This window comes from Streptomyces yongxingensis (assembly GCF_055597465.1).
Map to the genome: position 1 here is coordinate 6,567,065 of NZ_CM145717.1, position 11,939 is coordinate 6,579,003.

At 71.9% G+C, this 11,939-nt stretch carries 9 protein-coding genes; 7 read left to right on the top strand and 2 right to left on the bottom strand.

The window, feature by feature from the left end; genetic code table 11:
• Positions 1 to 155 precede the first annotated feature (155 nt).
• On the bottom strand, positions 156 to 575 hold the full coding sequence (locus ACZ6TD_RS28400) for a metallopeptidase family protein (protein WP_471342671.1): 420 nt from the start codon (positions 573 to 575) through the stop codon (positions 156 to 158).
• Positions 576 to 915: 340 nt separating this feature from the next.
• On the opposite strand from ACZ6TD_RS28400, the gene ACZ6TD_RS28405 reads away from it, so the two are divergent.
• The 7 genes from ACZ6TD_RS28405 (at position 916) to ACZ6TD_RS28435 (ending at position 9,327) form a co-directional block, all read left to right on the top strand.
• Complete coding sequence (locus ACZ6TD_RS28405; protein WP_020870815.1) at positions 916 to 1,365, top strand: DUF3499 domain-containing protein; 450 nt, start codon at positions 916 to 918, stop codon at positions 1,363 to 1,365.
• Between the two features lie 484 nt (positions 1,366 to 1,849).
• The gene (locus tag ACZ6TD_RS28410; RefSeq protein ID WP_471342673.1) at positions 1,850 to 3,466 is read left to right on the top strand and encodes an L-lactate permease; all 1,617 of its coding nucleotides are present in this window, start codon (positions 1,850 to 1,852) and stop codon (positions 3,464 to 3,466) included.
• 170 nt (positions 3,467 to 3,636) lie between these two features.
• The gene (locus ACZ6TD_RS28415; RefSeq protein WP_471342675.1) at positions 3,637 to 4,995 is read left to right on the top strand and encodes a phosphomannomutase/phosphoglucomutase; all 1,359 of its coding nucleotides are present in this window, start codon (positions 3,637 to 3,639) and stop codon (positions 4,993 to 4,995) included.
• A gap of 418 nt (positions 4,996 to 5,413) precedes the next feature.
• On the top strand, positions 5,414 to 5,596 hold the full coding sequence (locus tag ACZ6TD_RS28420; protein ID WP_471342677.1) for a Trm112 family protein: 183 nt from the start codon (positions 5,414 to 5,416) through the stop codon (positions 5,594 to 5,596).
• Positions 5,597 to 5,697: 101 nt separating this feature from the next.
• Entirely contained in the window at positions 5,698 to 6,996 is a 1,299-nt protein-coding gene (locus ACZ6TD_RS28425) for an SIS domain-containing protein (RefSeq protein ID WP_471342679.1), read from the top strand.
• A 103-nt stretch (positions 6,997 to 7,099) separates the two neighbouring features.
• Complete coding sequence (gene manA, locus ACZ6TD_RS28430; RefSeq protein WP_471342681.1) at positions 7,100 to 8,296, top strand: mannose-6-phosphate isomerase, class I; 1,197 nt, start codon at positions 7,100 to 7,102, stop codon at positions 8,294 to 8,296.
• Positions 8,297 to 8,403: 107 nt separating this feature from the next.
• Positions 8,404 to 9,327 carry a cation diffusion facilitator family transporter gene (locus tag ACZ6TD_RS28435; protein WP_471342682.1) on the top strand — a complete coding sequence of 308 codons (924 nt, stop codon included), beginning with the start codon at positions 8,404 to 8,406 and terminating at the stop codon, positions 9,325 to 9,327.
• A gap of 250 nt (positions 9,328 to 9,577) precedes the next feature.
• On the opposite strand, the gene ACZ6TD_RS28440 is transcribed toward ACZ6TD_RS28435, so the two are convergent.
• Positions 9,578 to 11,716 (bottom strand): fructose-specific PTS transporter subunit EIIC, encoded by a 2,139-nt coding sequence (locus ACZ6TD_RS28440; protein ID WP_471342684.1) that lies wholly within the window; start codon positions 11,714 to 11,716, stop codon positions 9,578 to 9,580.
• Between the last annotated feature and the right edge of the window lie 223 nt (positions 11,717 to 11,939).

An 11,939-nucleotide genomic window follows, 5' to 3' on the forward strand; every position in this document is an offset into this window, starting at 1 on the left:
ACAGTGGCCTCGCCCTCTGGACCTCGGGGTCTGGGGCGGAGCCCCAGTTGTGGGAAGGGGCGGGGCGGGGAGCAGCCCGCCGCAGGCGCCACGACCCGCCGGACGCCTCCTGACCCTGCCCGTACGGCGTGCCCGCCGCTCCCACCCGTCTGCGGCTACTCCTGCCCGTACCGCGGGTCCACGGACTCCGGGGCCAGCCCCAGCAGCTCCGCCACCTGTTCGACCACGACCTCGTGCACCAGCAGCGCCCGCTCGTCCCGGTTCTTCGCCCGGATCTCGACCGGGCGGCGGTAGATCACGATCCGGTCCGGCGCGTCCCCGCGGGCCGCGATGAAGCGCCCGAGCGGCACGGACTCGCCGTCCCAGCCGTCCGCCCCGCCGTGCCCGTCCGGGCCGCCGCCCGACCCCGGGCCGCCGAGCCCCGACGTGGGCACATCGAGCACCGTGAAGTCGACCCCGGACAGCTGTGGCCAGCGTCTCTCCAGCCGCTCCGCCGAGTCCTGCACAAGATCGACGAAGGACTCCGCGCGGCTGACCGAGAGCGGCACCTGGGGAGGCGCGATGGGGCCGCGCATACCTCGTCCGTGGCGATCGCGACGACGGGGACGCGGCTCGGACTGATGGGGGTTTACGGGCCTGGTCATCACTCCGAGGGTAGCCGTCGCCGACCCGCCCTCATGCGCTTACCGGACAGCCGTGCCGGATGTCGCCAAATGAACATTCCAGCCATGCTTGGGTCCAAAAACGGACGTCTCTTGAGTCGCTTCCCTGGCTCAGGATGATCCCTCTCGGTTCGAGTGCTGACCGGATTCGTTGTCGGCGGTTCTGGCCGCGTCGGAGGTCCGCGCTGGTCAGCCAGTAAGTTCACGTTTCGGGTGCACGGTGCGAACCGGGACGACACGGCGGAGTGAGCTGGTGGAGAGTCGTCGCGGCCCGCTCAAGAGTGCGGTACCGTCCAACGTCGTGAGCCCTGTACGTCGCTGTTCGCGCACCGCCTGCGGCCGCCCCGCCGTCGCGACGCTGACGTACGTCTATGCGGATTCGACCGCCGTTCTCGGGCCGCTCGCCACTTACGCCGAGCCCCACTGCTACGACCTGTGCTCGGAGCACTCCGAGCGGCTGACCGCCCCGCGCGGCTGGGAGGTCGTCCGGCTCGCCGTCGACAGCGGTCCGCCCCGGCCCAGCGGTGACGATCTGGAGGCACTGGCCAACGCGGTCCGCGAGGCCGCCCGCCCGCATGAGCGCGCGGCGGGGGCGGCGGCCGGTTCCGGGGGCTCAGGGGGCGGTCACGGCGGCCGGGAGGGCGATCCGCGTGAGGTCGCGCGCCGCGGCCATCTGCGGGTCCTGCGGTCGCCCGAACCCTGATCGGCTTTCGCTCCGGCGATCTTCCGCGACCTTTCCCGCGATCTTCCTCAGCCTTTCCCGCGATCTTCCTCAACCTCTTCCGTGATCTCTCCCGCGACCTTTCCCGCGATCTCTCGCAACGTCTACGGCGAGCGGGACCTGCTCGGCTTCGTCGGGGAGAAGGTCTCGGGCGCCCGCGCACATCCGGGTTGTCCGGCCGGGGCTCAGGGGCGGAGCCCCACACGCGACAGAGCCGCATATCGTCAGGTGTCGGGAAGGGGCGGGGAGGGGAGAACAGCCCGCCGCAGGTGCCACCGACCTTCGCGCGTACCCTGACCCGCTTTCTCAGCGATCTTCCCGCGTTCCGCGGCGTTCCCCGCGATCACTTGCTGACGGAGCATTGACTGTGACTTGGCGCGGACACGACCATGCCTGCACCCCAGGGTCCTCCGTTTCCGCATCACGGATGTGACCTTCCAGGGATGGCCCATGCCGGGAGGCCCGTGTGTTCGTGCAGCAGTTGGACCCCGTCGCCGATTCGCTCTCCCTGTCCGCCCTCGTCGCCGCCCTTCCCCTCGTCACCGTCCTCGTCCTGCTCGGCGGGGTGCGGATGCGCGCCCACTACGCGGGCCCCATAGGGCTCGTCGTCGCGGCCCTCGTCGCCTGGCTCCCGTACGGGATGCCCGTCGGCCAGACCGTCTCCAGCGCCGCCCAAGGGGCGCTCTTCGGCCTCTTCCCCATCCTGTGGATCGTCGTCAACGCCCTGTGGGTGTACCGGATGACCGTCCGCACCGACCATTTCGACGTGCTGCGCCGCTCGTTCGGCCGGCTCTCGGACGACCCCCGCGTCCAGGCCCTCGTCATCGCCTTCTGCTTCGGTGCGCTCCTTGAGGCGCTCGCCGGGTTCGGCGCACCGGTGGCGATCTGCTCGGTCATGCTCGTGGCGCTCGGCTTCGACCCGGTGCGCGCCGCCGTCGTCGCGCTCGTCGCCAACACCGCGCCGGTCGCCTTCGGCGCCATGGCCACCCCGGTGGTGACCCTCGCTCAGGTCACCGGGCTGCCGCTGGACTCCGTGGCCTCCGTGGTGGGCCGGCAGACCCCGCTGCTCGCCCTCGTCGTCCCGCTGCTGCTGGTCGCGCTCGTCGACGGGCGGCGCGGGCTGCGCGAGACCTGGGCGCCCGCGCTCGCCTGTGGGGTCGCCTTCGCCATCGCCCAGTTCACCGTCTCCAACTACCTCTCCGTCCAGCTCGCCGACATCGCGGCGGCGCTGGTCGGCGCGGCCGTGCTGGTGGCCGTGCCCGCCGCCCGGCGCCCGGCCGAGGAGCCGGTGCGCGCCGCCGTACTCACCGGCGTACGCAGCGACGACCTGGACCGCGAGGACCCGCGCCGGGAGGTGGTGCGCGCCTACGCCCCGTACGCGCTCATCGTCGCGATCTTCTCCATCGCCCAGATCGGCCCGGTCAAGGACCTCCTGGCCAAGGCCACCCGCACCTTCGACTGGCCCTTCCTGGACGTCGCCGACTCCGGCGGAAAGGCGGTGGGCGCCAATGTCTTCTCGATGCCGCTGATCGCCACCGGCGGCACCCTGGTGCTGGTGGCCGGGGTGGCCACCGCCGCCGTGCTGAAGGTGACCGCGGGCGATGCCCTGCGGGAGTGGGCGGCCACGGTGCGCGAACTGCGTCATGCGATCCTTACGGTCACCTCGGTGCTCGCGCTCGCCTATGTCATGAATCTCTCCGGGCAGGCCGCCACCATCGGTCACTTCGTCGCGGCCGCCGGGGCCGGGCTGGCCTTCCTCTCCCCGGTGCTCGGCTGGTTCGGCGTCGCCGTCTCCGGCTCGGACACCTCCGCGAACGCCCTCTTCGGCGCCCTCCAGGTGACCGCCGCCCGCGAGTCCGGGCTCTCCCCGGATCTGCTCGCCGCCGCCAACAGCTCGGGCGGGGTGCTCGGCAAGATGATCTCCCCGCAGAACCTCACCATCGCGTGCGCGGCGGTCGGGCTGAAGGGGCGTGAGGGGGATCTGCTCCGTAAGGTGCTGCCGTGGAGCCTCGCGCTGCTGCTGGTGATGTGCCTGATCGTCGTCGCCCAGTCGTCGTTCCTGCTGGGCTGGATGCTGCCGTGATCCGGCCGGGGGTGACCCGCGGCACGCCGCCCGGGTTGGCCGACAGCACGCCGCGCGACGGGGCTCACAGTTCCGGCCCAGGTCCTGCGGGTAGGTTTTGAGGTCCGCAGGGACGTCGGCAGAGACGTCCGTAGAGACATCTCCACCAGGACCTCCAGAAGGGGTTGGCTGTGCCCGACTTGTCGCAGATCGTGAAGGCGTACGACGTGCGCGGTGTGGTCCCGGACCAGTGGGACGAGTCGCTCGCCGAACTCTTCGGCGCCGCCTTCGCCCGGGTGACCGACGCGGACGCGATCGTCGTCGGCCATGACATGCGCCCCTCCTCGCCCGGTCTGGCGCGGGCCTTCGCGCGCGGCGCCGCCTCGCTCGGGGTGGATGTGACCGAGATCGGACTGTGCTCGACCGATCAGCTCTACTTCGCGAGCGGCTACCTCAACCTGCCCGGCGCGATGTTCACCGCCAGCCACAACCCCGCGCGGTACAACGGCATCAAGATGTGCCGCGCGGGCGCCGCCCCCATCGGCCAGGACAGCGGGCTCGCCGAGATCCGCGCCCTGGTGGAGGGCTGGGCGGACAGCGGCGCGCCCGAGCCCGCCGCCGAGGCCGGCACCATCACCCAGCGGGACGTCCTCGCCGACTACGCCGCCCATCTGCGCTCGCTGGTGGACCTGACCGCCATCCGGCCGCTGAAGGTCGTCGTGGACGCGGGCAACGGCATGGGCGGCCACACCGTCCCGACCGTCTTCGACGGGCTCCCGCTCGAGCTCGACGCCCTCTACTTCGAGCTGGACGGCACCTTCCCCAACCACGAGGCCAACCCCCTCGACCCCAAGAACATCGTCGACCTTCAGGCCCGGGTCCGGGAGACCGGCGCCGACATCGGGCTCGCCTTCGACGGCGACGCCGACCGCTGCTTCGTCGTGGACGGGCGCGGCGAGCCGGTGTCCCCCTCCGCCATCACCGCCCTGGTCGCCTCCCGCGAGTTGGGCAAGCACCCGGGCGGGACGGTCATCCACAACTGCATCACCTCCTGGTCGGTCCCCGAGGTCGTCAAGGAGAACGGCGGCACCCCCGTCCGCACCCGCGTGGGCCACTCCTTCATCAAGGCCGAGATGGCCCGCACCGGCGCGATCTTCGGCGGTGAGCACTCCGCGCACTACTACTTCCGCGACTTCTGGAACGCCGACACCGGCATGCTGGCCGCCCTGCACGTCCTGGCCGCACTCGGCGGCCAGAAGGGCCCGCTGTCGGACCTGGTCGCCCAGTACGACCGGTACGCGGCCTCCGGCGAGATCAACAGCACCGTTGACGACCAGGCCGGGCGCATGGAGGCCGTCAAGGCGGCGTACGAGCGCCGCGAGGGCGCCGAACTCGACGAACTCGACGGCCTTACGGTCACCACCGCCAACTGGTGGTTCAACCTCCGCCCCTCCAACACCGAGCCGCTCCTCCGCCTGAACGTCGAGGCCCGAGACGCGGAGACAGCAGCCGAGGTCCGCGACGAGGTCCTCTCCATCGTCCGCGCCTAGCCCTTACGACGGTCGACGCGCGCCCGTCCGCCTCCTCAGGGAGGCGGACGGGAGCAGGAAGCCCCGCACGCCCTTACGGCTGTCCGCGCGCAGCCCCGTGGCCGTCCGTGTCCTTACGGACGTCCGCGCGTGGCCTCTGCGGCCGTCCGCGTCCTACGGGGCCCGCAGGGAGGTTCGCGGCGCCCTTACGCCCTTCACCGCGCGGCCCCCGCGGCCGTCCGCATCCTTACGAGGTCCGCGGCGCCCACCGGGCCCCCGCGCCCTTACGGAGGCCCGCGCGCGGGACCCACAGCGTTTCCGGAGCCCGGGGGAGTCCCCGGGCTCCGGTGTACACCGGCCGCGCCCCGGCCCCGCCCGGCGGTACGCTGACCTCGCCGGGCCGATGTCCGGCTGGACCCATACCCGAAGGGACGACCCCATGCCGCTCGAAGCCGGTCTTCTGGAGATCCTCGCCTGCCCGGCGTGCCACGCCCCGCTGCGCGAGGAGCAGTCCCCGGAGGACCTCGAGCTGGTGTGCACGGGCGAGGGGTGCGGTCTCGCGTACCCCGTGCGGGACGGCATCCCCGTGCTGCTCGTCGACGAGGCGCGCCGCCCGGCCTGACCCGGCGGCCCGCCGGGGCCCCAGCCCCGCGCGGTCCCACGCGTAAGCCCCGCGCGATCCCACGCGTACCGCCCGCCACGGCGATCGGAGGCCGAAGCACGATGCTCGACGAATCCCTCCTCGACGCCCCCGAGGCCCTCGCCCGCGCGGATACCCGCGGGCTGCTGCGCGGAGCCGCCGAGGCCGGCGCCCGCGTCCGCACCGCCGCCCGGCACGCCGCCGAGGCCGGGATAGGCGACCTCAAACCGGACGGGCGCCCGCGCGCCGTCATGGTCGCGGGCCCGGGGGCGGCCGGAAGCTGCACCGCCGACCTCCTCGGCGGGCTCAGCGGGGGCAACTGCCCGGTCAGCCTGATCATGCCCACCGGTGTGGCCCCCGCGCCGGGCGCGCTGCGCTGGACGCTGCCCGGCTGGGCGGGCCCGCTGGACCTGCTGGTCATCGCCACCCCGGACGGCACGGAACCGGGCCTTCCGCGCCTGGCCGAACAGGCGTACCGCCGCGGCTGCGCCATCGTCTCCGTCGCCCCGGCCCAGTCCCCGCTGGCCGACGCGGTCACCCAGGCCCGCGGCCTGATGGTGCCGCTGGCCACGGAGCCGTACGGCTCGGCCCCGTACGCCACCGGCGGGTACGGCACCGACCCGTACCGCGGGGACCCGCGCGCGCCCGGCCCCGAGAACACCGCCCTCGCCGAGGGCGCCCTGGGCGGCGCCCCCGCCACGTACGGGACGCCTTCCGTCCCGCAGCCCGTCGAGCCGCCCGGCACCGCCCCCGACGAGATGACCGGCCCCGCGCTGCCCGGCACGCTGTGGGCCCTGCTCACCCCGCTGCTCCTGCTGGTCGACCGGATCGGTCTGGTGTCCGCGCCGCCCACCGCGCTGCAGCAGGTCGCCGACCGGCTCGACCAGGTCGCCGAGCGCTGCGGCCCGGCCATCGCCACCTACACCAACCCCGCCAAGACCCTCGCGGCCGAGCTCGCCGGGGCGCTTCCGCTGCTGTGGACCGAGGGCCCGGTCGCCGCCGCGACCGGACGGCGCTTCTCGGGGCTGCTCGCGGCGCTCGCCGGGCGCCCCGCGCTCGTCGCCGAGCTCCCCGGGGCGCTCGCCGCGCACGGCGCGCTGCTGACCGGGGCGTTCGCGGGCGGGGCCGACCCGGACGACTTCTTCCGCGACCGGGTGGAGGAGCCCGAGGCGCTCCGCGCCCGGATCGTGCTGCTCCACGACGAGCCGGTGGGCCCCATCTCCGCCGTGCCGACCGCCCGGGAGCTCGCGCTGGCGCACGAGACCGCGTTCAGCGAGCTGGAACCGGCCGAGGGCACCCTGCTGGAGAGCGCCGCGGAACTTCTCGCCATCACGGATTTCGCCGCCGTTTACCTCGCGCTCGCTTCGCCGGATAGAACTTGAGGCCGTCATAGGCATTGAGTACGACCGTAAGGCCGTACTCAATGCCGTAAGGCACGCACCACCCGCCCCACGTCCCTCACTGCACAGTCAGGAACCGCACCGCATGGACCGCCTCGTCAACACCGTGCGCCCCTACGCCTGGGGCTCCACCACCGCCATCCCGGAGCTGCTGGGCGTCCGGCCGACCGGGGAGCCGCAGGCGGAGATGTGGATGGGGGCGCACCCCGGGGCGCCGTCCCGGGTCGACCGGGGCGCGGGCTCCGTCGCGCTCTCCGAGGTGATCGCCGCGGATCCCGAGGGCGAGCTCGGCGCGGACGCCGTAAGGCTCTTCGGGCCCCGGCTGCCGTTCCTGCTGAAGGTGCTGGCCGCCGCCTCGCCGCTGTCGCTCCAGGTCCACCCCGACCTCGCGCAGGCCAAGGAGGGCTTCGCGGACGAGGAGGAGCGCGGCGTCCCGGCCGACGCCCCGCACCGCAACTACAAGGACGCCAACCACAAGCCCGAGCTGATATGCGCGCTCACGCCGTTCAACGGGCTGTGCGGCTTCCGCGACCCGAACGAGGCGGCCGAGCTGCTGGCCGCCCTCGAGGTCGACTCGCTCAAGCCGTACGTCGACATCCTGCACGCCCACCCGGAGTCGCACGCCCTGCGCGAGGTGCTGACCGCCGTCCTTACGGCCGACCCCGAGGCGATGGCGGAGACCGTAAGGCAGGCCACTGCCGCCGCCGAGCGGCTCGGCGCGCAGGACGGACCGCACGCCCCGGCGTACGCGGCGTACGCCTCCATCGCCCGGCACTACCCGGGCGACCCCGGCGTGATCGCCGCGATGCTGCTCAACTTCGTGACCCTCCAGCCCGGTGAGGCCCTCTACCTCGGCGCCGGCGTACCGCACGCCTATCTCGACGGCCTGGGCGTCGAGATCATGGCCAACTCCGACAATGTGCTGCGGTGCGGGCTGACGCCCAAGCACGTGGACGTCCCCGAGCTGTTGCGCGTCGTCCGCTTCGAGAGCGCCGCCCCCGCCGTGCTGCGGCCCGAGGCGGACTCCTCCGGCGAGGAGCTCTACACCACCCCGATCGACGAGTTCCGGCTCTCCCGGCACGTCCTGGCCGACGGCGCCGCGCCCCACCCGCTGCCGACGACCGGCCCGCAGATCCTGCTCTGCGCCTCGGGCGAGGTCTCCCTGCGCGGCGCGAACGGTGAACTCCCGCTGAAGCGGGGGGAATCGGCCTTCGTACCGGCCGGCGAGGAGGCCGCCCTGAGCGGCGGTGGCACTGTGTTCAGGGCCACAGTGACCGCCTGAGGTACGGCCCGCTCGAGTGGCTGGAACAATGGCCCGCCGTGAGGCGGTAAAGCACTGGCAAAGCCGCCAAAGAGCTGCCATGTAAGCGGAAGGGAAATTCGGCACATATGAGTGCATCAGGCGGAACCAAGGCGATTGTTGCCGCGCTCGGCGCGAACCTGGCCATCGCCGCAGCCAAGTTCGTGGCGTTCGCCTTTAGCGGCTCGTCGTCGATGCTCGCCGAAGGCGTGCACTCGATCGCCGACTCGGGCAACCAGGGGCTGCTGCTCCTCGGCGGGAAGAAGGCCAAGCGCGAGGCCACCCCCGAGCACCCCTTCGGCTACGGCCGCGAGCGCTACATCTACGGCTTTCTCGTCTCCATCGTGCTGTTCACCATCGGTGGTGTCTTCGCGCTGTACGAGGGCTACGAGAAGATCCAGCACCCCCATGAGCTGGAGCACTGGTACTGGCCGGTCGGGGTGCTCGTCTTCGCGATCATCGCCGAGGGCTTCTCCTTCCGTACGGCCATAAAGGAGTCCAACGAGATCCGCGGCAAGCTGAGCTGGTCCCAGTTCGTCCGCCGCGCCAAGGCCCCCGAGCTCCCCGTCGTCCTCCTGGAGGACTTCGGCGCCCTCGTCGGCCTGGTCCTCGCGCTCGGCGGCGTCGGCCTCACCCTGCTGACCGGCGACGGCGTCTGGGACGGCATCGGCACCCTCTGCATCGGCATCCTGCTGGTGCTGATCGCCCTGGTGCTCGCGGCCGAGACCAAGTCGCTGCTCCTGGGCGAGGCGGCCGACGCCACGGAGGTCGCCAAGATCCGCGAAGCCGTCGTGGACGGCGACACCGTCACCAGCGTGATCCACATGCGCACCCTCCACCTCGGCCCCGAGGAACTGCTGGTCGCCGCCAAGGTCGCGGTCCAGCACGACGACACGGCGGCAGAGGTCGCCCGCGCCATCGACGCCGCGGAAGCCCGCATCCGCGAGGCGGTCCCGATCGCCCGAGTCATCTACCTGGAACCCGACATCCTCCGGACCTCAACCTCCACCTGAGCGAACCCGGCGGAGCCGCCCCGCGCGTCGGCCCTCCGAACCCGAGATCGCGGGTTCGGAGGGCCAACACATGTCACCCGGTTCGTGGGCACCCGTTCCGCCCCCAGCTACCCGCTGGGGGCGGGGCCCTGGGGTAGAGCCCCGGGCGGAGAACCTGAGCTGGGGCCTGGGGCGGAGCCCGGTGGGGGCCCGGGGGGTTTGCCCCGGTTTCGGGAAGGGGCGGGGGGAGCCCACCCCAACCGCCGCCGCCCTACTCAATCTCCCCAAGCACCCCCAATATCCCCTCCACATCCCCCGCCCCCAACAACCGCTCCCGAAACTCCGCAGCCATCAACTTCCGCGACAGCAACGCCAAAATCCGCAGATGCTCATCCCCCGCATCCGCCTCCGGCACCGCGATCATGAAGACCAACCGAGCCTTCGTCCCATCCGGCGCACCCCACTCGATCCCCTCGGGAGAACGCGCGAAGCCGACGACCGGAGCGGTCACCGCATCCGTCTTGGCATGCGGAATAGCGATCTCCTCGCCGAGCCCGGTCGTGCCCTGGTCCTCCCGGGCAAACGCGGCCCGCACCAGCTCCGCCGTATCCGTCACCTTGCCGGTCGCGGCCAGCAGCTCAGCCATCTCACGGATCGCGGCGTCCTTACCGTCAGCCGCCAACCGCTCCTTCACGGTCTGCTCAGTGAGATACCCGGACAGCACCTGACCCGCAGGAACGGCCTCGACCTCGCCGGTCTCGGCGGCCACCCCCTGAGGAGCGACCGCCTTACGGGCATCCGCAGCACCAGTCGCCTCCCGGGTACGGTCACCGCCGCCCACCCCGGCAAGGACGGGCTCAGCCGCGACCGACGGCGCCCCGGAGCCACCACCCACAGCCCCCGCAGCACTCGCGCCACCCGCGGTGGAACCCACAGCGCCCCCACCCACCGACATCAACCCAATCGTCACCAACGCCGTCACCGCCGTACCCACCACCACCGCGACAAAGAACATCGGCACCCCACCAACCGCACCAAGCACCGCCACAATCGGCCCCCCATGCGGCACGTTGTCCTCGACCGACGCCACTCCGGCTATCGCCCCGGCGACCGCACCGCCCACCATGTTCGCCGGAATGACCCGCGCGGGACGCGCCGCCGCGAACGGAATCGCGCCCTCCGTGATGCCGAAGAAGCCCATGAAGAGCGCCGCGAGCCCGGTCTCCCGCTCCTGGTCGTCGAAAATCCGGCGACGCAGCAGCGTGGCCAGCCCCTGGCCCAGCGGAGGAACCGGAATGGCCGCCGCACACGCCCCCATGACCTCGGGGTTCTTGGACACCAGCCCGGCACCGAAGAGGAACGCCGTCTTATTGACGGGACCGCCCATATCGAACGCGATCATCAACCCGAGAATGATGCCGAGCACCGCCGCACTCGTGCCGGTCAGTCCGCCGAGCCAGTCGGTGAGCTGCTCGAAGACCCAGGAGATCGGCTCGCCGAGGACATAGATGAAGAAGAGGCCGAGCGCCGAGGTCGCCACGATCGGGATCACAATGATCGGCATGATCGGCTGGACGAACTTCGGAACCTTGACCCGCTTGATCCACAGCACCAGATAACCGGCCAGGAAGCCGGTGACGATCGCCCCGATGAAGCCGGCGCCCGCCTCGCTGTCGTACAGCTCGCCGTGCGCCGCGATCCAGCCGCCCACCATGCCGGGCACCAGCGCGGGCCGGTCCGCGATGGCGTAGGCGATATAGCCGGACAGGGCCGGGATCATCAGCTCGAAGCCGATGCTCCCGATGTCGTTGACCGTCTTCCAGAAGGAGTCGTCGGGGATGACGATGCCCTTGGACGTCGTATCACCGCCCAGGGCGAGCGAGACCGCGATCAGCAGACCGCCGACCACCACGAACGGGATCATGTACGAGACACCGTTCATGAGCGCCTTATAGGTGACGCTGCGCCCCTTACCGCCGCCACCAGCGTTACGACCACCCCCGGAAGCCGCCGCCCCCGGGGCACCGCGCCCGGCACCAGAGCCGTCGCCCTCGTACACCGGCGCGTCCAGCACCTGCTCGATCAGCCGCTGCGGCCGGTGAATGCCATCGGCGACCCCGACGACAAGCACTCTCTTACCGACGAAACGACTGCGGTCGACGTCCTTGTCGGCGGCGATGATGATGCCGTCAGCCTGGCTGACATCGTTGTCAGAGAGTACGTTCTCGGCCCCGATCGAGCCTTGGGTCTCCACCTTCATGCTGTGGCCGAGCGACTCCGCCGCCTGGGCCAGCTTCTCGGCGGCCATATAGGTATGGGCGATACCCGTGGGACACGCGGTCACCGCGAGCAGTTTGAGCCCCGGTCCGCTGGCCCCCGCACCGTTGGGGGGATCGGCTGGACTGGTCACGTGGTTCTCCTTAACGCGTTGAGCGGGCGCGGGAAGCTGCCAGCGTCCCCGCGCTCGCGGCATCGTGCAATACGTCCGGCCGGGATCAAAGCGACGGCCTGAACCCCCGACTCCGGAAACGACGCGGCCGTCGACCCGCGAACGACGCGGCCGTCGACCCTCCGAAGCAACGCGACCCTCGTCCCCGAACAGCGCGGCCGTCGCTCCCCGGGGCAGCGCATCC

Excerpts from the sequence above, each read along its gene's own strand:
- ACZ6TD_RS28435 (WP_471342682.1), top strand. The coding sequence starts at position 8,404 with ATGAGTGCATCAGGCGGAACCAAGGCGATTGTTGCCGCGCTCGGCGCG.
- ACZ6TD_RS28400 (WP_471342671.1), bottom strand. The coding sequence starts at position 575 with ATGCGCGGCCCCATCGCGCCTCCCCAGGTGCCGCTCTCGGTCAGCCGC.
- ACZ6TD_RS28420 (WP_471342677.1), top strand. The coding sequence starts at position 5,414 with ATGCCGCTCGAAGCCGGTCTTCTGGAGATCCTCGCCTGCCCGGCGTGC.
- ACZ6TD_RS28425 (WP_471342679.1), top strand. The coding sequence starts at position 5,698 with ATGCTCGACGAATCCCTCCTCGACGCCCCCGAGGCCCTCGCCCGCGCG.
- manA (WP_471342681.1), top strand. The coding sequence starts at position 7,100 with ATGGACCGCCTCGTCAACACCGTGCGCCCCTACGCCTGGGGCTCCACC.